At 40.4% G+C, this 26,523-nt stretch carries 19 protein-coding genes; 8 read left to right on the top strand and 11 right to left on the bottom strand.

What is annotated here, in order from left to right; translation table 11 throughout:
* Window positions 1-21: 21 nt before the first annotated feature.
* A complete protein-coding gene (carB, locus tag ACE1EF_RS17240) occupies window positions 22-3,258 on the top strand; it encodes a carbamoyl-phosphate synthase (glutamine-hydrolyzing) large subunit (RefSeq protein WP_375721941.1) in 3,237 nt (1,078 codons plus the stop codon).
* Between the two features lie 823 nt (window positions 3,259-4,081).
* On the opposite strand, the gene ACE1EF_RS17235 is transcribed toward carB, so the two are convergent.
* A complete protein-coding gene (locus ACE1EF_RS17235; protein WP_375721940.1) occupies window positions 4,082-4,666 on the bottom strand; it encodes an REP-associated tyrosine transposase in 585 nt (194 codons plus the stop codon).
* A gap of 109 nt (window positions 4,667-4,775) precedes the next feature.
* On the opposite strand from ACE1EF_RS17235, the gene ACE1EF_RS17230 reads away from it, so the two are divergent.
* Together ACE1EF_RS17230 and ACE1EF_RS17225 are read left to right on the top strand one after the other, a co-directional pair.
* Window positions 4,776-4,973 (top strand): hypothetical protein, encoded by a 198-nt coding sequence (locus tag ACE1EF_RS17230; protein WP_375721939.1) that lies wholly within the window; start codon window positions 4,776-4,778, stop codon window positions 4,971-4,973.
* Window positions 4,974-5,107: 134 nt separating this feature from the next.
* On the top strand, window positions 5,108-6,724 hold the full coding sequence (locus ACE1EF_RS17225; RefSeq protein WP_375721938.1) for a M20/M25/M40 family metallo-hydrolase: 1,617 nt from the start codon (window positions 5,108-5,110) through the stop codon (window positions 6,722-6,724).
* Between the two features lie 2 nt (window positions 6,725-6,726).
* Here ACE1EF_RS17225 and ACE1EF_RS17220 read toward each other — a convergent pair whose 3' ends face one another.
* Window positions 6,727-8,994, bottom strand: a complete 2,268-nt coding sequence (locus tag ACE1EF_RS17220) for a sensor histidine kinase (RefSeq protein WP_375721937.1) — start codon at window positions 8,992-8,994, stop codon at window positions 6,727-6,729.
* 161 nt (window positions 8,995-9,155) lie between these two features.
* On the opposite strand from ACE1EF_RS17220, the gene ACE1EF_RS17215 reads away from it, so the two are divergent.
* Complete coding sequence (locus ACE1EF_RS17215; RefSeq protein WP_375721936.1) at window positions 9,156-9,440, top strand: Dabb family protein; 285 nt, start codon at window positions 9,156-9,158, stop codon at window positions 9,438-9,440.
* A gap of 65 nt (window positions 9,441-9,505) precedes the next feature.
* Here ACE1EF_RS17215 and ACE1EF_RS17210 read toward each other — a convergent pair whose 3' ends face one another.
* Together ACE1EF_RS17210 and asnS are read right to left on the bottom strand one after the other, a co-directional pair.
* Window positions 9,506-10,711, bottom strand: a complete 1,206-nt coding sequence (locus tag ACE1EF_RS17210) for a uracil-xanthine permease family protein (protein WP_375721935.1) — start codon at window positions 10,709-10,711, stop codon at window positions 9,506-9,508.
* A 125-nt stretch (window positions 10,712-10,836) separates the two neighbouring features.
* Window positions 10,837-12,276 (bottom strand): asparagine--tRNA ligase, encoded by a 1,440-nt coding sequence (gene asnS / locus ACE1EF_RS17205; RefSeq protein WP_375721934.1) that lies wholly within the window; start codon window positions 12,274-12,276, stop codon window positions 10,837-10,839.
* A gap of 160 nt (window positions 12,277-12,436) precedes the next feature.
* On the opposite strand from asnS, the gene ACE1EF_RS17200 reads away from it, so the two are divergent.
* On the top strand, window positions 12,437-13,090 hold the full coding sequence (locus tag ACE1EF_RS17200; RefSeq protein WP_375721933.1) for a DUF2461 domain-containing protein: 654 nt from the start codon (window positions 12,437-12,439) through the stop codon (window positions 13,088-13,090).
* On the opposite strand, the gene ppk1 is transcribed toward ACE1EF_RS17200, so the two are convergent.
* Window positions 13,091-15,175, bottom strand: a complete 2,085-nt coding sequence (gene ppk1, locus ACE1EF_RS17195) for a polyphosphate kinase 1 (protein ID WP_375721932.1) — start codon at window positions 15,173-15,175, stop codon at window positions 13,091-13,093.
* A gap of 201 nt (window positions 15,176-15,376) precedes the next feature.
* Between ppk1 and pyrE the strand changes: the two genes are divergently transcribed.
* From pyrE to ald, 3 genes are all read left to right on the top strand, one after another.
* The gene (pyrE, locus tag ACE1EF_RS17190) at window positions 15,377-16,012 is read left to right on the top strand and encodes an orotate phosphoribosyltransferase (protein WP_375721931.1); all 636 of its coding nucleotides are present in this window, start codon (window positions 15,377-15,379) and stop codon (window positions 16,010-16,012) included.
* Between the two features lie 4 nt (window positions 16,013-16,016).
* Complete coding sequence (locus ACE1EF_RS17185) at window positions 16,017-16,433, top strand: SRPBCC family protein (protein ID WP_375721930.1); 417 nt, start codon at window positions 16,017-16,019, stop codon at window positions 16,431-16,433.
* A gap of 170 nt (window positions 16,434-16,603) precedes the next feature.
* Window positions 16,604-17,719, top strand: coding sequence for an alanine dehydrogenase (gene ald, locus ACE1EF_RS17180; RefSeq protein ID WP_375721929.1), 1,116 nt, complete (start codon window positions 16,604-16,606; stop codon window positions 17,717-17,719).
* A gap of 53 nt (window positions 17,720-17,772) precedes the next feature.
* Here the strand turns inward: ald and ACE1EF_RS17175 are convergent, their stop codons facing one another.
* The 6 genes from ACE1EF_RS17175 to ACE1EF_RS17150 form a co-directional block, all read right to left on the bottom strand.
* The gene (locus tag ACE1EF_RS17175) at window positions 17,773-18,375 is read right to left on the bottom strand and encodes a thiamine phosphate synthase (protein ID WP_375721928.1); all 603 of its coding nucleotides are present in this window, start codon (window positions 18,373-18,375) and stop codon (window positions 17,773-17,775) included.
* Between the two features lie 87 nt (window positions 18,376-18,462).
* Window positions 18,463-20,004 (bottom strand): OmpP1/FadL family transporter, encoded by a 1,542-nt coding sequence (locus ACE1EF_RS17170; protein ID WP_375721927.1) that lies wholly within the window; start codon window positions 20,002-20,004, stop codon window positions 18,463-18,465.
* Window positions 20,005-20,032: 28 nt separating this feature from the next.
* On the bottom strand, window positions 20,033-21,664 hold the full coding sequence (locus ACE1EF_RS17165) for a hypothetical protein (protein WP_375721926.1): 1,632 nt from the start codon (window positions 21,662-21,664) through the stop codon (window positions 20,033-20,035).
* A gap of 217 nt (window positions 21,665-21,881) precedes the next feature.
* A complete protein-coding gene (locus tag ACE1EF_RS17160) occupies window positions 21,882-23,594 on the bottom strand; it encodes a tetratricopeptide repeat protein (protein WP_375721925.1) in 1,713 nt (570 codons plus the stop codon).
* Between the two features lie 114 nt (window positions 23,595-23,708).
* Complete coding sequence (locus ACE1EF_RS17155) at window positions 23,709-24,362, bottom strand: deoxynucleoside kinase (protein WP_375721924.1); 654 nt, start codon at window positions 24,360-24,362, stop codon at window positions 23,709-23,711.
* Window positions 24,359-26,467: a prolyl oligopeptidase family serine peptidase gene (locus ACE1EF_RS17150; RefSeq protein WP_375721923.1), complete on the bottom strand. Its 2,109-nt coding sequence runs from the start codon at window positions 26,465-26,467 to the stop codon at window positions 24,359-24,361. The genes ACE1EF_RS17155 and ACE1EF_RS17150 overlap by 4 nt, the downstream gene beginning before the upstream one ends.
* Window positions 26,468-26,523: the final 56 nt, after the last annotated feature.

Here is a 26,523-nt window from a genome sequence, read left to right as displayed (position 1 = left end):
TCCAAAAAACAAAATTCATTCATGGGAAATCAACTGTTAGAGGAAACCAAAAAAGTAGTTATTCTTGGATCCGGAGCCTTAAAAATCGGAGAAGCCGGCGAATTTGATTATTCCGGGTCACAAGCATTAAAAGCATTAAGGGAAGAAGGAATTTACACAGTTTTGGTCAACCCGAATATTGCTACAGTACAAACCTCAGAACACATAGCCGACAAAGTCTATTTTCTACCCGTTACCCCATATTTCGTTGAACAAGTTATAAAAAAAGAAAATCCTGATGGGATACTGCTCGCATTCGGTGGCCAGACAGCGCTGAACTGCGGTGTAAAACTCTATGAAGGAGGCATCCTTGAAAAGTATAATGTCCGGGTTTTAGGAACACCGGTTCAAGCCATCATCGATACGGAGGACCGTAAAATATTTGCCGATAATTTACGTAAAATAGACATTAAAACCCCGGTAAGTATTCCCTGTTACAACGTTGCTGAAGCCATGGAAGCAGCCAAAACAATTGGCTATCCGTTAATTGTCAGAGCAGCATATGCGCTGGGCGGACTGGGCAGCGGTTTTTGCAAAAACGATGATGAGCTTTACAAACTAACCCAGACAGCATTTGCATATTCACCTCAGGTTCTGGTTGAAGAGTCACTGAAAGGCTGGAAGGAAGTTGAATATGAGGTGGTGCGTGATCAGTATGATAACTGTATCACCGTATGTAACATGGAAAACTTTGACCCGCTTGGCATACATACGGGTGAAAGCATTGTTGTGGCACCATCGCAAACCCTTACAAACAGTGAATATCATAAACTGCGGGAGATTGCTATAAAAATCATCCGCGATATCGGAATTGTTGGTGAATGTAACGTACAGTATGCACTTGATCCGAATTCTGAAGATTACCGCGTAATCGAGGTCAATGCCCGTTTGAGCCGGTCTTCTGCACTGGCATCAAAAGCCACCGGATATCCACTGGCTTTTGTGGCAGCGAAACTGGGTCTGGGATACGGTCTGCATGAACTCAAAAACTCGGTAACCAAAACAACAACAGCGTGTTTTGAACCGGCACTGGATTATATTGTCTGTAAAATTCCACGCTGGGACCTGAATAAATTTTCAGGTGTTTCAAAACAGATTGGATCCAGCATGAAGAGTGTGGGTGAAATTATGGCTATTGGCCGTACTTTTGAGGAAGCAATACAAAAGGGATTACGCATGGTGGGACAAGGCATGCACGGCTTTGTTTCGAACCAGAAATTTTTTACCGATGACGTTGAAAAAGAGCTATCCGAGCCAACAGATCAACGTATTTTTGCCATATCTGAAGCATTACAGGACGGGTATACCCTGGAACAGATTCATGCACTGACAAAGATTGATCACTGGTTTCTACAGAAACTTCAGAATATCACAGAACTAAAAAAGGAACTGAACGGATTTAAAAAAATTGAGGATGTATCCGACCAACTCCTGCTCAGAGCGAAACAGTTGGGTTATTCCGATTTTCAGCTGGCCAGAGAAGTACTGAACAGTTCTTCAGATAAAATAGCTGACGATCAGATTACGGTTAGGAAATACAGAAAATCCCGGGGCATTACTCCGTTTGTCAAACAAATTGATACGTTAGCCGGAGAGTATCCGGCTCAGACAAACTATCTGTATCTGACCTACTCGGCCGGTTCACATGATATTGAATTTTACAATGATGACAAATCTGTTATCGTTTTGGGCTCAGGAGCATATCGAATTGGTAGTTCGGTGGAATTCGACTGGTGTAGCGTGACAGCGATTAAAACCATTCATGATGAGGGACACAGAAGCATCATGATCAACTATAACCCTGAAACGGTAAGTACAGACTACGATGTGTGTGACCGGCTTTATTTTGATGAACTGTCATTCGAACGCGTACTGGACGTTTACGATCTGGAAGTTCCGAAAGGCGTCATCGTTTCTGTAGGTGGCCAGATTCCGAACAACCTTGCCATGAGGCTTCACAACCAGAATGTGCCGATCATGGGGACTTCGGCTGTGAAAATTGATAATGCTGAGAACCGCCAGAAGTTTTCTGCTATGCTTGATGAACTGGGCATCGATCAGCCAAGGTGGAAGGAGCTGACCAGCATCGACGATATTTTCAAATTTGTGGACGAGGTTGGCTTCCCTGTCCTGGTAAGGCCTTCGTATGTTCTTTCTGGTGCCGCCATGAACGTGGTATCTAACCGTGATGAGCTCGCTGATTTCCTGACCCTGGCAGCCAATGTATCCAAACAGTATCCGGTGGTGGTATCTGAATTTATTGAACAGGCCAAGGAAATCGAAATTGATGCGGTTGCTAAAAATGGTGAAGTTGTCGCCTATGCCATTTCAGAGCATGTGGAATTTGCTGGTGTTCACTCCGGTGATGCAACCATCGTGTTCCCACCACAGAAACTGTATATCGAGACCATTCGCAGAATTAAGAAAATCTCACGCAGCATTGCAAAAGCACTGGATATAACCGGACCGTTTAACATGCAGCTGCTGGCAAAAGATAACGATATTAAAGTTATCGAATGTAACCTGAGGGCTTCACGAAGCTTCCCGTTTGTATCCAAAGTATTAAAGGTGAATCTTGTTGAACTGGCGACCAAAGTGATGCTGGGACAGGATGTGGAGAAACCATCCAAAAGTGCATTCGACCTTGATTATGTTGGGATCAAAGCACCACAGTTCTCCTTTACACGTCTGTTAAAGGCTGACCCGGTTCTGGGTGTTGACATGTCTTCAACCGGAGAGGTTGGCTGTATCGGGGAAAACTATTACGAAGCGATTCTGCAGGCTATGCTGTCAGTAGGTTATAATATTCCAAAAAAGAACATCCTTATTTCGTCGGGACCTGCACGTTCAAAACTGGAATTACTGGAGAGTGCAAGGATGCTGAAACAAAAAGGGTACAATATTTTTGCCACCGCGGGAACGCACCGTTTCTTTGAAGAAAACGGGGTGGAATCAACGCACCTGCACTGGCCGGATGAACCGGACAAACATCCGAATACACTGGAATATATCCGTGAAAAGAAAATCGACCTGGTGGTAAATATTCCAAAGAACCTGACACAGGGAGAATTGAACAACGGCTATTACATTCGTCGCAGCGCCATCGACTTCAACATTCCGTTGATCACCAATGCCCGTCTGGCAAGCGCCTTTATCTATTCATTCTGTAAAATGAGTGAGGCTGATATTGCGATTAAAAGCTGGAACGATTATAAGTAAAGATTTTTCGCCCCTGAAATCTCAATATTAACTATTAGTTTTTAGGACTGAGGCCGGATTTATTCCGGTCTCTTTTTTATGCTAAAGTTTGGCGTAGGCTAAAGGCTATGAGCTTAGCAACTACGCCGAACCGGGACGTAGTTAAAGACTACGCCCAACGTAGGAACTCTACCAAGAAGAAAAAAATATTGTTTTTAAAATGATTAAAACTCTCCTTACCAAGAGAATATTTAAAACTTCTTTAATAAAAACATTGCTGCTCCATAAAGTAAAAAAGCCCAATTTCTCTGGCTTTTTTGTTTCATTTAGCTAATATATACTTTATAAGAATTGGTCCCCAGAAAAGGTATGAAGTTGTGATTAAGAAAAATATTAGAGTAAATAATATTGACAATTTGTGATTATTGAAAAACTTAGGTTTTTCTTTCACTAACTGTTTCCCTTTTCCTGTTCTATAGAATACCAAATAATTTACGAACATTATTATAACAAATATCCCTACCATTACGTAATTCGACATGTTATAATCAACTGTATACGCTGCAACTAAACTCAATAAACCATTAACAAAAAGAGAAAATGAAAAACTTAAAGTAAAAATAACTGTCGAATGTGGCTGATTATCTGGCAATATCTTTGTATAAAAAAGGTAGTAATAATAATAAAATACGTTCATCATGGCTCGTAATTTTGATAAAAGTAATACCAAAGGGCTTCATTAGATTGCGATGGTGCTCCCTTGTTTGGCGTAGGCTACAGCCTACGTCATGTTTAATCTATGGCCTATGACCTGTAACATACCTACTTGGTAAAGATAACTCTATTATTTGATTGTCCTTAATGATTTCAACTTCTCAATAGGCATATTCATAATCTCTACATCCAACAAACCTTTCTGTCCGGCATAAACACCAGCACTTGAATACATATAATCTTCAGCATTTTCTACTATTCCGGACCTTACCGGATTTTCGTGAATATAGTTAATTTTCTGATCAATAAATTTATTGCTGTAAATTAAATCGGCGTGATTTTCATGTGTCCAGATCTGAAATTTAGAATTACGTTTATGCTTGTTTGCTGCAAATTCAAATAAATTTAACATCCATTCTTTTCTGCTTTCTTCAACAGAATCAATCACTTTTAAAAACTCTTTTGCCGTATAGCTTTTAAAATCACGAATTGTATCACTTAATATCTCTTTCTCACTTCTGATTAATAAATGCATATGATTGCTCATTAAAACATAAGCATAGATTTCCAAACCTTTATTTTCCTGGCAAAATTTTAAACTATCTATAACGATATCTTTGTAGATCTTACGTGTAAATAAATCTATCCAGTTTACAATCTGAAATGTAACATAGTACAATGCACCCTGATCCTGAATTTGATAACCAGTTGTCATTTGAATTAGATTTAAGATAACCTTTCAAATTTACAAAATTCAATCCGTTTTTATTTAGCAATTAGCAATATTAACTAAGTTGGAGCTTAGTTATTTAAAACGACGTAGCTTGGAAGCTACGCCGAACGCAGGACCTGCACGTTCAAAACTGGAATTACTGGAGAGTGCAAGGATGCTGAAACAAAAAGGGTACAATATTTTTGCCACCGCGGGAACGCACCGTTTCTTTGAAGAAAACGGGAACAGAATCACCTTTAAAAATCACATATCTTTACCATTATTTTCCAAGCCTGACCTAAGTGTTTAAATCAGTCTCAGCTAAGAAACCGTTTGCTTTGTTGCGTGATCCTAAACCATATGAAAGATTTGAAGATAGCAAATGGCATAAATCCATACAATAAAAGAAATGTGTATATTTAATACCTCATTTAACTTGGCATTATGAAAAAGATCTTTTCTTTCCTATTGATTTCCATATCATTCCATGTATTTAGTCAGGATGAACTATTCGATAAAGGATTCAACAGCATCACCCAACAAAAAATTCAGGCACAGCTGCAGTTTCTGGCCTCTGACTGGACAAACGGCAGGGAACCGGGCACACGAGGAATTGAGTCCGCTGCAGAATATATCCGTTCCATGTTTATGTATGCCGGACTGGAACCGGGAGACAGACTGAAACCATATCAGCATATACGATATCAGGACGACAGCGATGTTGACTATTTTCAGACTTTTGACCTGATTAAAGCACCAAGATTGTTTGAAGGCAGACTAACAGTTAAGGACAACACAAACGCCTTTATATTTCCGGCAAAAACGGATTTTAATCTAATTTCAGGGTATTCCTCCTCCTTTGCATTGAACCATGCCTATGTTTTCGTGGGTTATGGCCTCAGAAATTCCCGGCTGAATTATGACGCGTATAAAGGATTGGATGTAAAAGGTAAAATTGTTGTTGCACTTCGGGGTTTTCCGGGCTATATGGACATGGAATCAGAACTGGCAAGGTATTTTACCAATGCAGGCAAAAATATAAATGTATCTGAACTTGAACAGGACAAGGTTGATCTGGCCAAAGAAAAAGGTGCTGCAGCGGTAATCTTTGTAAACCCAACTATAGATTTCCCCGGAATCGCAGAAAGTAATATATACAAATACAGTGCTCGCAAATGGTACGAGGGCAATACACCCTGGGGTGTTACGGCACACAGATACAGAATCCCGGAAGCGACAGGAGATAACATGGTTGTGCTTGAAGTGAGCAAACGTGCCGGAAGTGCTCTGCTGGCAGGATCAGACTATTCAGTTGAGGATTTTTATAATTTCCGGATCAACAACCTTGAAGCCCGGCTGAAAACCATGCACTCCAAAACTATCAACCTGGAGGTAACAAGGGAGGAGGAACTTATTAAAGTTAAGAATGTGCTCGCCTTGGTTAAAGGTGAGGACAGCACAAAATCTGTTGTTGTTGGTGCACATTTTGATCATCTTGGCACCTACGAAGGACGGATTTACAATGGTGCCGACGATAACGGATCAGGAACCGTGGCCGTTATGATGCTGGCAGAGGCATTTAAAGAAAGTGGGATCAAGCCTAAATACAATATGATTTTTGCAGCATGGACCGCAGAGGAAAAAGGCCTGCTTGGATCGAGGTATTTTGCGGATCACCCCACAAGCGATTCTGTACTGTATTACATGAATTTTGATATGATCGGAAGACTGGACGAAAGAGATACCATAAGGCACAAAGCTAAAATGGTTTATACCGGTTCCGTTCCGGCACTGCAGTCCACTATTGAAGAAGGCCTGAAAAAATATGATGTGGATCTGAAAATCACCTTTTCTCCACGCTCTTTGCCACGGGGCGGTAGTGATCACACCTCGTTCTCCATGAAAGGAATACCGGTAAGTTATTTTCTCGCAGGCTGGCACAACGACTATCATCAACCCTGGGACGAAACCGGTGAAATTGCATATGATAACATGGAACTGATTATAAAATCAGCCTACATACAACTTTGGGAAATTGCCAACGGAAATGTTTTCAAGTAAGTTTAATCGATAGGGCCGGTTACATTTTTCAACCTGAAGCGGAATGTTGCTCCCTCGTTAACTTTTGACTCCACCCACATTTTTCCTTCCAGTGCTGTTACCAGGCGTTTACAGATAGAAAGGCCAAGTCCTGTACCACCATACTTACGCGTGCTGCTTTCATCCAACTGTCGGAATAACTCAAATATGGAATCCTGTTTATCTTCCGGTATACCGATACCAGTGTCCCGTACAAAAAATTCGACCTCTTCCGATTTACCAAGAGCTTCGTAACCAAACTCTATTTCACCTTCTGATGTAAATTTCAGTGCATTATCGAGCAGATGCTGGAAAATCTGTTTAATCCTGAACTCATCAGAGCTGAACACAAAACCTTCTTTAAATCCTTTATTCACCTTGAATGGCAGAACCTTTCTTTTACGGTACATGTCGAGTTCTATTTCCTGAACCAGTTCATTCATCAGGTGGTTAATATCAAAATTCCTGAAAATAAGCTTAATCTGCTCACTTTCAATTTTTGAAATTTCAATGATATCATTTACAAGCTTCAGCAACTGATTACTGTTCTTTTCTATAATGCGGCACATGTCCTGCCGTTCTTCAGGTGTAAGATCCTCGTCCTGTATCAGTTCACTGAAACCGGTTATGGAATTTAGCGGTGTCCGTATTTCATGGCTCATATTAGCCAGGAAGGTTGATTTTAGTTTATCCGCTTCAAGGGCCTTTTCCTTGGCCATAATCAGGTCATCCTGTGTTTGTTTCAGCCCTGTTATATCAGTTGCAGAACCGATGATCCGGTACACATTGCCATTCTCATCCAGTTTTGGCATTAGTGTAACCAGGAGGTATATCCGTCTGCGGGTTTCATTGCTAATGAGCACCCGCTCATGCGTTTCAGGCTTTTTTGTTTTGATACAATTATAGTAATGCGAGATCACATTATCCACATATGCTTTATCATAAAACCGGCGCTTTTCTTCAATATCAAGGCCTTTCATATTTATAGTCTCAATTCCGAATACTTCCTGGTACTGTGAATTCAGATCCCTGATAATCATCTTCTTGTCGTTCTGCACATCGATAACCCATAACGGATATCCCACACCTTCCATGACCTCTGTCAGAAACTGGTTATTGTCAAGTACCTCATTGCGCTTTTTCTCCAGTTCTTTCTGATCTTCTTTCATCCGTGTAATATCCCTTACAATGCAAACCACCTTATCCACATTATGAGGAACCATCCGGGCTTCAAAAAAACGGATGCCATCCGGGAATTCCAGATCATACTGAAACTCCTCCAGCCGCTTAGTTTCGGTAACAGAAGTTATATGACTGTGCGTTTTTGCAGCCAGCTCAGGCGACATTACATCATAAATGTTTTTACCTATGAATTCTTTGATGCCCACAAACAACTTTCCTGTATCTGATGCATGACAATCTTTAAACACCCCGTCCTTGTCGAATACAAATATGATATCCGGATTTACCTCTACCAGCGTACGGATGTACTCCTCTTCCTGTTGCAGGCTTTTATTGGCAAGAACCAGGTCTGTTATATCATTGTATACACAACCCACAATATCATCGATCGGACTGTATGCACTTATCTCAGAATACCGTTTCAGTCCCTTTTCGAAATCAATAAACTTCGCTGCACCTCTTTCCTGAGATATTCCCCCAAGCAAACTGACAAAGTCTTCATCTATGGTACTGTAAATATCACTGTACCGCGCCCCAATCAGTTCGTCTTCCTTCCGTGATGACATTTCAGCATAAGCCTGATTGACAGTCAGAAACTTAAGGTCAACAGGAGTATGATCTTCATTACGTATAATATAAAACAGGCTGAAGGGTACACCTAAGTTCTTTACATAATAATCAACGTTCACTGATCCCAGAGTTTTAATTAAATGCTCAGGAACAGCCTCCCCGCTTTTTTCTGTGATCTTAATAAAATTGACGGCAAAAACCTGATTATAGTTCTGTATACTCCCAAGGTTTTTAATATTTATATAACAAGACACAGAATTAACATTAACCGGCTTAGAATAAAGAAACTGATTACTTTTTTTAAGTAAGCTCAACTGAGCCGAAAGTTCCTTTAAACGGTCTTTATCTGTTATGATATCAGAAAGTTGTTCAGGTGTTTTATTATCAGGATTCAGTATGTTATCTGAATCATTTAACCATATAATTTTTCCATCCTCCAACACACATACACCAGACGGTATAATCAAACCCAGTATATCAGATAGCGTATTATCTCCCATAGAAATAAGGTGTTTTATCAGGCATTTTTTGCTAATTTTGAGCCTTCAGAAACCAAAATTTATCGTGTTACAATTCAATTCACGTAAATTTAGATAATTTAATAATAAATCAGAAAATTTAATCTCTTTATTTTTCAAATAACTTAATAAATAATTAAAGTATGATAAAGCATATTGTCCTTTTCAAATTCAACAACAGCAGCGATGCATTCCTCGAAGATATTGCGATTAAACTGGAAAATCTAAAACATGAAATCCCTGAAATAGAAAGCATTGAAGCAGGCCTCAATCAGAATCCGGATGAAAAATTTCACCTTGGATTAACAGTAATTGTAAAAGATTTTGATGCATTAAAAACATACGCCAACCATCCCAAACATCTGGAGGTGGCTAAGCTTATTCGTGAAAGCCTTGCAGACAGAGCCTGCGTGGATTATAACATTTAATAACAAAATGTCCTGTAAGTTGCAATGCAAATCTTACAGGACATCAGATATTATTATGCAGAAAGTTATGAAGCTTCTTCTTTTTTGTTAGGCAGAACCAGATTTAACAATACGCCGACCACACTTGCCAGTCCGATTCCTGATAGCGAGAACCGACCCCAACTCATAACAGCTCCACCAATTCCTATTGTCAGAATTACAGATATGATCACCTGGTTTCTTGTTTTATTCATATCGGTTTTGGAATCGATCAGTGATTTAATCCCTACACTTGCAATCATACCAAAAAGCAAAACCATTATGCCTCCCAGCACCGATTGCGGAATGGTTTTCAGGAAACCACTTACTTTTCCGATTACCGAAAACACGATACCCGTGACAGCCGCGATCTGCAAAACTCTTGGATTAGTCACCTTTGTCAGACTAATGGCTCCGGTGACCTCAGAATAAGTGGTATTAGGAGGTCCTCCCAGAAAACCGGCAAAGGCCGTAGCAATACCATCACCCAACAAGGTCCGGTTCAAACCGGGTTTTTCCACGAAATTTTTCCCTGCAACATTACTTATCGTGTACATGTCACCAATATGTTCAATAATCGGTGCTATAGCTACCGGTAACATAAAGAGGATTGCATGCCAGCTGAATTCCGGTTTTGTAAACTCAGGCAGCTGAAACCATGATGCTGACGCAAGGGCAGAATAGTCGACCTTACCCCAGACGAGGGCAACAATATAACCGACAACAATGCCGACAAATACCGGAATAAGTTTTAAAACACCTTTGGCAAAGGTTACTACCGCAATTGCAGATAATAATGAAACTACAGCTAACACCCAGTTTGTTTTAGCCATATCCACACCGGCTGAAGCCAGTGACAAACCGATGACCATAATAACGGGACCGACAACAATTGGCGGAAATAATCGTTCCACAAACTTTATTCCCCGCCATTTAATCAACAGGGACACGATACCGTAAACCAAACCTACTGCAATAAGGCCTGATAATGCTCCGGGTAATCCGTAAAGCTCAGTTGCTTTTAATATCGGTGCAATAAAAGCGAAACTACTCCCCAGAAACACAGGAACCATACCTTTGGTTATGAGGTGAAATATTAAGGTACCCACACCTGCAGTAAACAAAGCAACCGCCGGATCAATACCCACAAGTAGGGGGACAAGCACCGTTGCCCCAAACGCAACAAATAAAAATTGAACACCCACCAGGGTCATCTTGGCGGGTGAAAGTTTAGTGATCTGATTATTTTCCATCCTTAAAAGTTATTTTTCAGGAGACTAATATAATTATATTCGTCACGAATTAACTTTTGTTAAGAAAGTAGTTATTAACCAGTTTTTTACATTATGTCACTACGATAGTTTTTCGCTGTTATTCTCTAAAACTCAGCAGTTTTAGGCGCACGAGGGAAAGGTATAACATCACGAATATTACCCATACCGGTAACAAACAACATCAGTCGCTCAAAACCAAGACCAAAGCCACTGTGTACGGCAGACCCAAACCTTCGGGTATCAAGATACCACCATAATTCTGTTACCGACATGTCCAGTTCATTGATGCGGTTTTGCAGTTTGTCCAGGTTTTCTTCCCTTTGCGATCCCCCTACAATTTCACCGATACCCGGAAAAAGAATATCCATTGCGCGAACGGTTTTCCCATCCTCATTCTGTTTCATATAAAATGCTTTGATATCCCGGGGATAGTCTGTAAGAATTACGGGTTTTTTAAAATGCTTTTCTACCAGGTAACGTTCGTGCTCACTCTGAAGGTCAGTACCGAAACCATCAACAGGATAATTAAACTGTCCTTTTTTCTGCGGCTTTGAATTCATCAGAATATCAATCGCCTCTGAATAGGTCAACCGTTCAAAATTGTTCGCCAGCACAAATTCAAGTTTTTCAATCAGTTCTATGCTGCGCTCATTCTGTGGCTTGTTTTTCTCCTCTTCCTGCTGACGGTTACTGAGAAATTCAAGATCTTCACGACAATTATCCAGGGCATATTTTATCAAATACTTCAGGAATTCTTCTGCCAGATCCATGTTATCGTGAATATCATAAAACGCCATTTCAGGTTCTATCATCCAAAACTCTGACAAATGACGGGAAGTATTTGAGTTTTCTGCTCTGAAGGTGGGGCCGAATGTGTAAATCTCGCCCATTGCCATGGCAGCAAGTTCACCTTCAAGCTGACCCGACACGGTAAGACTCGTCTCACGTCCAAAGAAATCCTTCTTCCAGTCCACATCACCCTCCTCTGTCAACGGAATATTTTTAGGATCAAATGTACTTACGCGGAACATTTCACCTGCTCCTTCCGCATCGGAAGCTGTAATGATAGGTGTATGCACGTTTACAAAACCTTTTTCGGTGAAAAAATTGTGAACCGCAAAAATCATCGCATGGCGCACCCGTGTAATGGCACCAAATGTGTTTGTTCTGAACCTTAAATGGGCAATTTCACGTAAAAACTCCAAAGAGTGTTTTTTAGGTTGCAACGGGTATTTATCCGGATCAGCAACGCCAAGAACTTCCAGTTTAGTAGCAAGCAACTCCACTTTCTGTCCACTACCCTGTGATTCCGTTACAGTTCCGTTTACAGATACAGCTGCACCGGTAGTCACCTTTTTCAAAACGTCCTCAGAAAAACCGGCAACATCGACCACAATTTGTAAATTATTGATGGAAGAACCGTCATTCAGGGCGATGAAATTCACCTGTTTATTACCTCTTTTGGTTCGTACCCAACCTTTTACATTTACCTCTCCTCCAAACGTATCAAATTTAAGCAGATCTTTAATTTTTGTGCGTTTCATCTTGTCAGTTTTCCGAAATTAGTTTTTAATTTATAGTGCTAAAAATGAAGCCTCAAAGATAGTAAAATGAACTAAAAAAAAACAGTCTGGTTTATTAAATTAAGCTCCGGCTTCACATTGCTCAACTCAGTGGTTAAATCACAATTTAAATGGCACCAAAATGGAACAAATTCTTACTTTTCTGACGGACCTGAAACAGAACAACAACAGGGAATGGTTTAACGAAAACCGCAAAAGATACGACACTGCCAAAAAGACATTTACAGCGTTCACCGAACTCCTAATCAACGAATTAAGAACCATTGACCCGGATATACCCTTACTGGATCCCAGGAAATGTATCTTCAGAATTTTCCGGGATGTCAGGTTTTCACCGGACAAATCACCCTACAAAACAAACTTCGGAACCTATATGGCACCGGGTGGCAGAAAAAGTATTTACGCAGGTTATTATTTTCATATTGAACCGGACAACTGTTTCATTGGCGGTGGATGTTATATGCCTCAGGGGCCTGAATTAAAAGCGATAAGAGATGCCATATATGAATCTCCTGAAGAGTATCTTGAGATCATCAACAACAGTAAGTTCCGCTCCATGTTTGGCGAGGTATGGGGTGAAGAGCTCAAAACTGCACCCAAAGGTTTTGACAAAGAGTGGCCACATATTGATCTGATCCGTAAAAAATCGTATGTAGGCATGCGTCAACTGGATTCATCCCTTCTCAAAAGTGCTGATTTACTGGAAGAATGCAGAAAGACATATTCCACTTTATATCCGCTGAATCGTTTTCTCAACGAGATACTGAAGGCATGATCAGTCTTCAGAGCGCTTTGCGTCTTCTTTTTGTTTAAGGTACCTGTATATTTCCACCTGGGACCGTACCGGGTTTCCTGTACGTTTAATGCGTTTATTCAGCATATCATCACCAATCAGTCTGGCCTTGACATTATCATTCAACTGAATATTCAATAGATCAATCAGCTCTTTTTTAATCTTTTTATTGGTTACGGGGAAAACACATTCAATACGTCTGTAGAGATTTCGTCTCATCCAGTCAGCGGAGCCGGTATACACAATTTCCTTTCCGTTGTTTCCAAACACAAATAAGCGGTCATGTTCCAGAAACCGGTCTATTATACGGATGAGCCTTATATTTTTGCTGTACTTCTGATTCGGAACCAGAATACAGATTCCTCTCACAATCAAATCAATTTTCACACCATGTTCACTTGCCCGGTATAACATATCAACCATCACCGGATCTTCCAGCCCATTCATCTTCAGACAGATATATCCTTCATGACCGTTTTTAACATGCCTGATCTCCTGGTCAATAAGCTCCGAGAAGCGTTCCACCATATTAAAGTTCGGAACAAGAATATGGCTAAACTTTGGTTTTAAACGCTGGTCTTCCAGATAATTAAACAGTGACTTTAACTCATCAATAATATGTTTTTCAGATGTAAAAAACCCATGATCGCAATACAGACGTGCAGTCCTTTCATTAAAATTTCCTGTGGCCATATAGGCAACACTCTGATCTGAACCATCGTCCATCTGTCGGATCACAAGTGCAACTTTTGCATGAACCTTAAGACCTGGGATACTGTAGATTATTTTTATCCCTGCCTGCTTCATATCCCGTGCATGGCGCAGATTGGCTTCTTCATCAAACCGGGCTTTTAGCTCAACAAAAACTGTTACTTTTTTACCGTTTTCAGCAGCAGTTATCAGGGCGTCTACAACAGCGGAGTTTGCAGCTACGCGATACTGTGTTGCTTTAATTTCGGAAACGTTAGGATCATTGGCGGCCTCCTGTAAAAACCTGATAAAGTAATTATAAGTCTGATACGGAAAATGCAACATGTACTCTTTCCGGCTAAACTCATTTATCAACGAATCAACCTCATCCAGTTCGCGTACCCTTAGCGGAATATTTTTCTCATTCTCCAACCGTGGAGCCATAGGGTTCGGGAAGTTAAAAAAGTCTCTGAAATTATGTATTGCCCCACCTTTAACAAGGTCCCTGTCTTCAAGGTCGAATGTTGCCTTTAAAAACTCAATCATGCCGGCCGGCATCTTATAATCAAACTGAAAACGGTTAGGGTGTCCCAGTTCTCTGGCACTGCCAATTCTTTCAATAACATCAATCAGGTCCTCTCCCACATAATCATCATATTCCAGGTCCGCATCACGTGTCACTTTAATATTATACCAGTCACTTACAGAATATCCCGGAAAGATAGTACTGATGTTCCGCATAATCAGATCCTCAAGAAACATAATGTAATAATTCCCCTTCTCTTCAGGTAATTCAATAAAACGGGCCACGTCATGATCCGTCGGAATTTTAACAATACCATATACACATTTCTGCAGCCAGGTTGGTATACCGGTTCTGTAAAACTTTATACAAACATACACCTGACCCGTTTTCAGAAAAGGCTTAACCCTTCGTTTTTTTAGCAGAACTGGTTGTAAAGACGGTAATACATTACTCAAAAAGATCTGTTTGGAATAAGCCTGCTGAGATTTGCTCAGCTTATCCTTTCTTCGCAAAAGAAAAATCCTGTTGTTTCTTAGTTCCGGCAGTATTTCGTTATTGAATATCTCGCTGAATTCGGCCTGATGCTGACTAACCAGCCCGTTGATTTCATCAATCAGTTTAATGGGCTGTACCCGCTGAAATTTAGAATCATCTTCCGGAAGCTCACGTATCAGATTCCTGTAATAGCTTATTCTGACCCTGTAAAATTCCTCCAGATTATTGGAATAGATCGCTAAAAACTTAATGCGCTCGTATAAGGGCAGTGATTTATCCCGGGCCTCATTTAAAACCCTGTGATTGAAGTGCAGCCAACTCAGGTCCCTGTTAAAATAGCTGTAGTTTGTTTCCATAAAAATCCGGATAAACTTCCTGTTTTGATTTAATATATCAGATTATTCAAATATAAAAATTTATACCGGCAATTACGGGATTTTCATGTGTATACTTAGGTATAGAGGTAATAATTCAAAATCAGCTGAATATTATACAACTTCAATTTTTCATGCTTACAATTTTACATTAAATTTGCGGCTTAAATAAATAAGTCAAAAATGGATAAGTTAAAACGTCAGGTTGCTGAAAAGCTCCTCGGAATAAAAGCAATAAAACTACAACCCACCAACCCGTTCATCTGGGCTTCAGGCTGGGAATCACCAATATATTGCGACAACAGAAAAACGTTGTCATATCCTGAAATAAGAAATTACATTAAAATACAGCTTGCCAGGCTGATACTTGAAAAATATGAACATGTTGATGCCATTGCAGGTGTGGCAACCGGTGCCATTGCACAGGGTGCCATGGTTGCTGAAGAACTTGGACTGCCCTTTGTTTATATTCGTTCCTCAAGAAAAGATCACGGTCTGGAAAACCTGATTGAAGGTGATCTTAAACCCGGAATGAAAGTTGTGGTAATTGAAGATCTTATATCAACCGGGGGCAGCAGTTTAGCTGCGGTAAAAGCGGTTGAAAATGACAACTGTGAGGTAGTCGGTATGATGGCAATTTTTACTTATGGCTTTCAGGTTGCTAAAGATGCCTTTAAAGAAGCTGGTGTTGAATTGACAACGCTAAGTGATTATGACACACTGATTGAAGTTGCATTAGAGACCAAATATATTTCTAAAAATAATATTGACACCCTGAAGGAATGGCGTAAAGATCCTTCAAACTGGAACCCGGCCTGACCATATGGTAAAATTCGAAAGTGAAATTAAAACGATAACAGCACCTCAGGAGCAAGCCTTCGGGGTGCTTTCAGATTTAACAAATATCAAAAAACATCTGGATCGTCTGCCTGAAGATCAGATTCAGCTGGACCGCATTGAAGAGGATGCAGTTTTTTTTAAGGTTGAAAATGCAGGTGTTCTGGGACTGCGCATTATAGATAAAGAACCATTTAAAACCATAAAGTTTGAATCGGTATCTTCGCCCGTGGCCTTTAATTTATGGATTCAGCTTAAGGAAGTCGGGGAGAATGATACAAAAGTCAAGCTTACATTAAAAGCCGAAATGAGTTCAGTTGTAAAAATGATGATTGGCAAACATATTAAAACGTTCCTGGACAAACTTTCTGATGCCATTGCTACGTATGACTTTAATGCCTGATTTAATTCAGCATTCTATCCATTAGTTTTCATCTCTTCGTCTTAGTATTGCTACGGGTTCACTTTAGCTTTAAACCTGCGATTAATCATTACTTTACGATGATAAATTTCATATTTTACACTCATACACTTTTGTTATTTTGATTTGAATTTTATAAAAAAGCAGTAAAAATGATTATAGGTGTTCCAAAAGAAATTAAGACAAATGAGAACAGGGTAGCACTCACACCGGGTGGAGTTTTGGATCTTGTAAAAGCAGGGCACACTGTATATGTACAGTCGACAGCGGGAGAAGGCAGCGGTTTTATGGATGAGGACTACCTTGAAGCCGGAGCCCGGTTGTTACCTACCATCGAAGAGGTTTATGACAATGCGGATATGATTATCAAGGTGAAAGAGCCTATCGCCAAAGAATACCCTCTAATCAAAGAGAACCAGTTACTGTTCACTTACTTCCATTTTGCATCAAGCGAGGTTTTAACAAAAGCCATGATCGAGAGAAAAGCCATCTGTCTGGCTTATGAAACGGTTGAAACCAGGGACCGTAAACTTCCGTTGCTCATTCCGATGTCAGAAGTAGCCGGAAGAATGGCAACACAGGAAGGGGCCAAATATATGGAAAAAACATTCAACGGAAGAGGATTGCTGTTAGGAGGTGTTCCGGGTGTTCCTCCGGCAAAGGTTCTGGTAATTGGTGGTGGTGTTGTTGGAACGCAGGCCGCTAAAATGGCAGCAGGATTAGGTGCCGATGTTACCATTATGGATGTCAGTCTGGATCGTCTGAGATATCTCGCCGATGTCATGCCGGCCAATGTAAATACAGTGGCGGCCAATGCAATACGGGTTCGCGACGCTGTAAAGGTTAATGATTTAATCATAGGAGCTGTTCTGATACCGGGCGCAAAAGCTCCAAGACTGATCACAAGGGAAATGCTGAAAGAAATGCGTCCCGGAACTGTAATGGTAGATGTTGCTGTAGACCAGGGCGGTTGCTTTGAAACTACTCAGCCTACCACACACGAAAACCCTGTGTTTGTTATTGATGATGTGGTACACTATTGTGTTGCTAACATGCCGGGTGCTGTTCCGGTAACATCAACAATGGCACTGACCAACGCCACCCTGCCTTATGCATTACAACTGGCCAACAAAGGATGGCAGAAAGCCTGCAGGGAAAACTGTGAACTTAAAAAGGGGTTAAATATTGTGAAAGGTGATATTGTCTACCAGGGTGTATCAGAAGCATTTAATCTTCCCCTTAAATCAATAGACGAAATTTTAAGTTAACTCTAATATTGTTCTGATCTATTCATATAAAGAGGTTGATCCGTTCTTCAGGATCAACCTCTTTTATTGAATTCCTGCGCTTTTATATTTATCTCATCCTCTGTTAAAATAAAGGACGAAACAGAAACTCCATCTATCCCTAAATTTGTAAGCTTTGCAATATCATCCGGCTCTATACCTCCAAATACGTAACAAGGTATACTCAGCTTATTCTGCATCAGCAAACCATAAATCGTTTGCAGTCTGTCGAATCCTATTTCATTAACCCCCGCTTTTGTTTTCAGCGGACCCAACAAGATAAAGTTAACTCCTTCGATCAGGAAGTTAACAGCATCATCAAAATTACCACTCAGCCCACCAATTTTAATAGTGCTTCCCAGCTTTGATCGTACAACATTTGGTGGCAAATCGTCACGTTTCAGAATGATGCCGTCTGCTTTGATTAATCCGGCGAGATCCGGATTGCTCAGTACATATAGTTCAGCATTTAACATATTTGCCGCCCAGCGACACTTCCAGGCCTCCAGTTCAATATGCTCTTCAGAAAAACCGGGTTCTGCAAAACAAAACGAGCGAAATACGCTCCCCTCTAATTCCTCAATCTGTTCTGAAGGCATCAGAAAGCTGTGATGCCCTGTTGTAAACATGTAATTCATGTCTGTGTTATTTGCCACAAAAATACAATCTCCGGAGGATAAAAAAAAAGCCCCTTACGGGGCTCTTTCAAAAATCATTATTATGAACTAAAACCTGAATCCAACAGTCATCATAACCTTATTTGAATTGTATTTCGTCATCGCTGTAGGTGCTGAGTTATCCAGGATAAACAAACTGGATTCAACATTCTGGTTTTGCAGTACATAGGCAAAATCAATAAAGAAATCATTATCCCTGTATCCAAAACCAGCAGAATACTGATTCAATGCGCCCGCTTTATCAAATGAATAGCTATCAGCCTTTGTTGTATTTAACGGAGATGAATAACGTGCAAATCCACCGCGTAAACTAAAATTTGGTGAAGCCTTAAGTTCCAGTCCGGCTCTTAAAGATGTACCGGTATTCATCACATCTGAAATCATCTGATTGGTATTTATGAACGTTCCCGTACTTGAACCTCTTTCATGAATCGTCATACCTCCGTAATCTGAAATGCCGTAATCCAGGCTGAATACCCCATATTTACCAAAGACATAAGCCATAGAGAATTCCAGATTTAAAGGCGAGGAATAGATGACATATTTATAACTCAGGTCATCTGAGTTCTGTATATCCGGTCTTACATCATCGGCTCCTACAGGATGCAGTACATCCGGATCAATTGAATAGGAGTAATTGTCCTCCAACACATAATACGTAGGTGTATGTATTGAAACGCCCAGACGTAATGCATCAACCGGTTTGGCTATGACACCTAGTTTTCCGTTGAACCCATATCCTGAGGTGGTCAGATAATCATTGCTCACAAACCCGCCGTTATCATAAAAAATGTAACTCTGCGAAGCATCATCCCATTGCGAATAAGACCCGTTTGGTGTTATTCCGAAAGCCTCTTTATACATCAGCTCCTTTCTGTAATACACATCTCTAATGCCAAAGGATGCACCGACGTAAACCTTGTGATTAATATTCAGTGCCATTGCAAAATTCCATTCATCCAGTTTCCCCTTTTCAAAAACACTTTGAGTCTGATCAACTTTGGTATCACTTAACAGAATTGATTCATATACGACCTGATTATCCGTGTTAGTATACTTATCTACCAGCCATCCCTGGTATGCAAGGTAGCTGCTCCATAAGGAATTTTGTTCACCATAAGCTGCCAGATCATGCGCATAATATGTAAGCTGACTGTTTAAAGAATTATTGCCCTGTGTATAGCTTACCCTGTGAAAGTCTTTCAAACGGTTATAACCTATTGCAAAGTTAACCGACATTACACCCTGATCCTTGAGTGTAGGTGTTGCAAACACCAGACCGAGGTTATTAAAGTTGAGCCCCACTTTTTTATCATCCGATACTGTTCCGAGGTAATCTGAACTGGATGAGTTGAGATAGAAGTTGGGGGTAAACGTAAACTCTCCTCCCCTGTATACTCCCAGTCCTGCCGGGTTAATTGATATGGAAGAGAAATCTGCTCCCAGGGCACCGAATGCGCCTCCCATAGCTGCTGACCTTGCGGTACTTCCGTAAGTAACTGATGATAAATTATATGCATCATTCAGGGTCTGAGCCATTCCGCTTGCAGCCATAAGAACTGCAACACATGCTGCTATTAATTTTTTCATGATCGCTTTTCTTTAGTTCGTAAATAATTTATCGTCTGGATGAAGAACTGCTTCTACCTGAACTTCCTGAAGATGATCTGGAAGATGATCCTGATGACCTGCTTCCGGAGTAGCTGCTACCGGATGATCTTGAAGTACTTCCGGATGACCTGTAACTACCGGAAGATGAACTGCCGGAATAGCTAGGTGTATATCCTGAAGAAGACGATTTATAAGATGAACCTGAACTACTTCTGGTTGATGTAGACCCGCTACTGCTTGAAGGGGTGTAACTCCTTACACTGCCAGAGCTGCTGCTTGATCTGTAATTCGTTGATGGTCTGGCATACGATGAGCCGGACTTAGTACCTGATGTCGTATTATAGGTTGATCGCGAACTACTGGTCTGCGGCTTACTGTATGTTGGTCTGTACGTTCTTACAGTAGCGTTATTTGTTGAAGCTGAACGCGTAGTTGTTGTTACTCTTGCATTGGATGACCGGGTTGTAGTGGCAGGCCTTGTGGTTACCGTACCTCTTGTGGAAGTTGAAGTACTTCTGATTGTAGGTGTAACATTCCGGCTGACTGTACCCGATGTCCTGGCACTTGACCTTGAAGCGTCCCTGCCTGATCCTGAAGTAATGGTCGGACGGGTATTCACTGCTTTTGCAGTTGTGGAAGTTGCTCTTGCAGAAGGTGATCTGCCTGAAGAGCTTACACGTGCATTAACATCAGACCTGATTGCAGTATTGCCTGAACGTGAGCTAACGATTCTGTCACTGGTTCTGCTGGAACTGCTAATCGTTCTACCCGATACAGCTGTCGAAGTTCCTGCTGTTGTTCTTACACCGGTTCTTCCGTAACCTGAGCGACGTGGCTCATACCGCCTGTCCTTGGAGGCATAATAATGATCACTATACCAGTGGTGATGATGTCCGTAATATCCCCCATACCAACCACTGTAATAAGGAGAATATCCATAGTATCCACCATAGTATCCACCATAATAACCACCGTAGTACCATGGGCTGTAATATCCCCCATAACCCCATGAGTACCATGGATTATAATAACCATAGTTCCAGTAGTTATAACTGTAGGGGCTGTAACCATAATAATAGTTATAGTAGGAAGGGTTTGTCCATGTTGGTGTAACCCATGCATAACTACCGTCTACGTATACATTCCAGTCATACGGATCGAGGAAATATATATCTGAATAGAAGGGATCCCAGGTAGCAACAGCAGCTCTTGGTCCATGAAATCTATGGATCCGCTGTGCATAATAATAATCGTTCCTGTTTCCGTTGAAACCGTTCAGATAATACCCTGTTTCATCATTGTAGTAAACAATAGTATCTATATCAGTAATGTTATCATTATTGATTATTCCCATGTAATCCTGTTCTACCTGAGCAAAATCAACGCCTTCGGTAGCTCTTTCATAATCATCAACTGACCGTGCCTTTTCAGCTGTCATTTGGTTGTATTCCTTACGTTCCTCTTTCATCTGCGCCTTACTTGTTGCAGCAGGAGCATCTGAAAGTTTTGCACTGATTGCCGGTGTATTATCCGAAGGGGTATAATATATATCGTCATAGTAACCAGATGACATATAACCTACTCCACAGGAAGAAAGCAATATTAAAAGTGCGCCGTATAAAAAAGTCCTGGTTTTCATAGTAACCTCCATTAATTTTTCTAAACAAAAGCAATTAGTGTGCCACAAAGTGTTAAATGCAACAAGTTAAGAATTTACAGGCCAATAATTATTTTGTTCTCAATTCCGATCCTAAATTATAGATATGCTTTGTTAAATCAAAATGTCAATAATTAAATAACATAAAAAAAGGCTGACCCACTGGATCAGCCTTGTATATATAAAAAGTTATAATCTGTTATTCTACGATAGATTTGAATTCAGGATCCTCGAAATACTCTGCAAATGTAATTTCTGTTGCAGCCATTTTTTTCAAGGCCTCATTCTTTTCAACACCAGCTTTTAAAGAAGAAATAACCAGCGCCTTATCATTTGTTTTTGCACCAACAATGGCTTTCAGATAATCTGTCATACAGATTGGATTTTCAACTGAATTCAGTGTTGCTAAAGCACCTTTATAATCTTCAGTTAAAATTTTAGCCAGGGCAGCATTATTAGTCGGGCTGTTTCCAAGATTCTTAACAGCGGCAGGATAGTTTCCTTCGTGGATATTAACCAGGCCAAGATTGTATGTCAGCTCTTCACCGGCACCGGCAGCTTTTCCGAAGTATTCTTTTGCCTTGGCAACATCACCATTCACAAGTGCAATAGCACCAAGGTTATTCTGTACTTCAGGTGCAGATGCATCAGCTTCGGCAGCTTTAGAGAATGCTTTTTCAGCTTCATCAAATTTCATTGTTTCAAACAACACACAACCCATATCGTTGTAACCTCTCCAGTCTTTAGGATAAACAGAAGTCACTTTTTTATAGATATCCAGTTTTTTTGCATTGTCTTCAGTTAATGTAGCAGCATAAAGCAGTTCTTCCACGTTAAGTTCAGAAGGATTGCTTGCAGCGAGCTCTGCAATTTCTTCGTCAGATTTACCAATCACGTTAACATTAACCGTTAACTTGGAACGACGTAATCTTGGAAGAATGTCTTCAGCAAGTTCTTTATATGCAGCAGAAAGGTTTTTAATTTCTTTCTCTCTTACTTCAGGATCAGAATACATGGAAAGCACGCGTAAAATCAGATCTTTATCATCCACGTTGGATGCTTCCAGTTCTTCTTTAAATCCTTCCCAGTCTTCCGGAGTAAATTTAGAATCGATGAAACCTTCTTTACTGGCATCAACTTTATTCCGTTTCAGCTCTTTTTTAATATAGCTGTCAGCAGAACCTTCACGACGTTCAGCAAGTCTCTTGTTCAGATCTTCCGGTCCGTCAGGAGAAGCATAAGATGAAACATCCACACCGGCAAACTCTTTGTTTTCTGCTGCCTGAGCTTCTTTAATAAAAGCTTTAAGTGCTTCAATATCTTCTTTTCTTAATTCAGAACCTCTGATGTTGGCCTGTTGAATAATATAATGAATATCAGCTTTTGCCATATCAGGAACAATGCGCTGGAAAGCGTCTTCTCCCAATGCAGGTTCAGCCTGTCTGTCATTAACAAGGGTTTCGATGGCGTTAACACCGTCGGCCACTTTATATGCAGGTGTTGTATACTCTTTGGAACCGATTGTAATTTTGGCTTTGACCTGAAGTTCAGACATCCTCATTTCTTTCTGGAAATCGAAACTTACCGGAATAGCAATACCTCCACCATTTGCAAAACTTATTGAAGTAAAGTTATCCTCAACTTTTTCGCCCTGCACGGTCACAGGTTTTCCTTCAACTTCGCCACCATCATAGGATAATACCGGGATTAACTCAACAACAGCTTTTTTAGGAATGAATTTAGCCGGAAATGTGAGGTTAATCTGGGCATTGATTTTACCAGCTTTTACTACAAGGGGTGACGGATTTACGTCAGACTTAACATCTGTAAGGTCTTGAGGTGGTTTTGAACAACTCGCTAAAACCATTATTACAGCCAAAAGTGCAGAATAAAGATTAATTCTTTTTTTCATTGTGATTAATTATTTACGTTATCAATATCAATTAGCAATTTTTTAACGCTAGTTCGCACAAAAATAAAAAATATTTTAAAATAAACCCATTTAAACGTATTGTTTTAGCAGACTTTAGCCATTTGAACTACTTTTTATTTCTTTAATAGTTACTCCGTTGCAATAGGTTGATCCGAACATCAGATCTACTAATTTAGTAAAATTTTCATTATTATCTACAAAATCAAATTCCGATACGTCAATGTACAGCACAGGGAAATCAACTTTATTCAAATGTTTTTTGTACGCTTCGCTAATGCTAGACAAGTAATCCTTTGAAATCCCTGACTCATATGTGCGACCTCTTTTACGAATATTTTCAAGCAATACATCGGGTTTTGAATACAAATATACAAAAAGATCGGGCCGGATCAGCTCAAAACGGGCAATATCAAAAAGCTTTTCAAATAATTTCAGTTCCTCATCTTTTAACGTCACGCTGGCGAAAATCAAAGATTTGGTAAAATAATAGTCCGCTATTGTCAGCTTGTTCTTTTGCCTGATCCGGTCTGCAATATTCCGGATCTGATTGAAGCGATCGGCCATAAACGACAACTCAAGCTGAAAGGCATAGCGATCGGGATTTTCGTAAAACAACGGTAAAAAGGGATTTTCCGCAAATCGTTCAAGAAGCAGTTCACCACCAAAGCGCTCTTTCAGCATGTTGGAAAGGGTGGTTTTACCCACGCCAATATTACCCTCTATGACCAGATAATCCGGTAAAATCATTTATACACCGGTTTTACATCCATATTATAAAAAGCAAAAGACCACAGATCTGCATACTCCTGGATCACCATATCGGTTGGTTTCCCGGCTCCGTGACCGGCTTTGGTATCAATCCGGATCAGCGCCGGATTCTTATCTGAGACCTTTTCCTGCAAGGTTGCAGCAAACTTAAAGGAATGAGCCGGAACCACACGGTCGTCGTGATCGGCAGTAGTAACCAGAACGGCAGGATAATCGGCACCTTCTTTTACGGTATGAACCGGACTGTAACTGTAGAGATAATTGAACATCTCCCTGCTGTCTTCACTTGTTCCGTAATCTGTTGCCCAAAACCGTCCAATCGTAAACTTATGGTAACGGAGCATATCCATCACACCAACAGCCGGTAAAGCAACGGCAAAAAGATCAGGTCTTTGATTAATACAGGCTCCTATCAAAAGACCACCATTGGAACCACCCTGTATTGTCAGTTTTTCTTTTGAGGTGTATCCATCTTTTATCAGGTATTCTGCTGCCGATATAAAATCATCAAATACATTCTGCTTTTGCATCAATGTACCTGCTTCATGCCATTTCTCACCATATTCTCCCCCACCTCGCAAATTAGGTATCGCCACAACACCATTATTTTCAAGCCATATAAGGCGTGTCACACTAAACACAGGTGTAAGACTAACATTAAATCCACCATATCCGTACAGCAGGGTAGGATGGCTACCGTCAGGTTTCATCCCCTTTTTATATGTAATAAACATCGGAATTTTTGTGCCGTCTTTTGAAGTGTAAAACACCTGTTTGGTTTCATAATCATCTGAATCAAATTTAATTTTTGCTTCACTGAATTTAGTCAGCTCATCATTCGCAATATCGTACTTATATACGGTTGAGGGCGTAGTAAACGAGGCGAAAGTAAAATAGGTCTCGGTATCTTTCGGTTCACCCGTAAAACCACCTACGGAACCCACCGGTAAATCCAGCATCTTCTCCACTTTTCCATCTGTATTGCACACAGCTACCTGAGATTTGGCATCCACCATATATTCCAGCATCAGTTTACCTCCAATATACTTCACGGCTGTCAACACATTATCATTTTCAGGCACAATAACTTTCCAGTTTTTCTTTTGCGGTTTTTTCAGATCAATCTGTATCAACTGATACCTGGGTGCCTGGTAGTTGGTATAAACCCAAAGTTTTTGATCTGCGGCATAGATGACTACGTAGTCGTTATCAAATCCGGGAATGATCTTCTCTACAGCTTTTCCTTTTGGATCCATAACATACAATGCATTCCCTGTTGTGGATTCTGTTACCGATATAATAACGACTTTCTTATCGTCAGAAACGCCGGCACCAAACATCCAGTCAGGATGTTCCGGATCTTCATACCATACCACATCCTGTGACTGAGGTGTTCCCAGCTTATGATAATATATTTTACTATCCTTGTTTTCCCCCTTTAGCTGCTCCCCTTTTTTAGGTTCAGGATACCTGGAATATAAAAATCCGTCTTTATACCACGAGACACCCGAAAATTTAACCCATTGAATATGATCCGGCAAATCTTTCCCTGTTGCTATATCCCTGACATAAATTTCATTCCAGTCCGAACCGCCTGAAGCAGTCAGATAAGCGATATATTTATAATCATCAGAAACTTCAGTACCGGCCAGCGCTACGGTTCCATCGTCGCTTAAAGTATTCGGGTCAATTAATATTCTGCCCGAATCCGTAGGTGAATCCATGATGTAAAGGACACTCTGATTCTGCAACCCGTTATTCCGCGATTCCAGGTAAAAACTGCCATGTTTTGAAGGAGCCGAACTTTTAGGATAGTCCCAAAGTTCTTTTAAACGATTAAAAATTTTATCTCTGAACGGGATTTGGCTCAGATAGTCATTCGTTACCTTATTTTCTGCTTTAACCCATTCTTTGGTGGCATCGGACTGGTCATCCTCAAGCCACCGAAACGGATCGGCTACCTCCGTTCCAAAATAATTATCAACCACATCTCCCTTTTTCGTTTCGGGATATTCAATTTTTTTATGCTGAGCATTACAAGCCATAAGTAAAGGAATTAAGAGTACGTAAGTGAGTTTTTGCATGACTTTAAATTTGTGTTTTAACAAATATAACAGTAATAATAATTGTATGTTTGTAC

It is taken from the genome of Quyinboa sediminis, from assembly GCF_042219855.1.
In the GTDB taxonomy this organism is placed as follows: domain Bacteria; phylum Bacteroidota; class Bacteroidia; order Bacteroidales; family UBA5342; genus JBHJHP01.
Note: the sequence above shows the minus strand (reverse complement) of the source record. Positions and strands in the feature narration are given on the sequence as shown.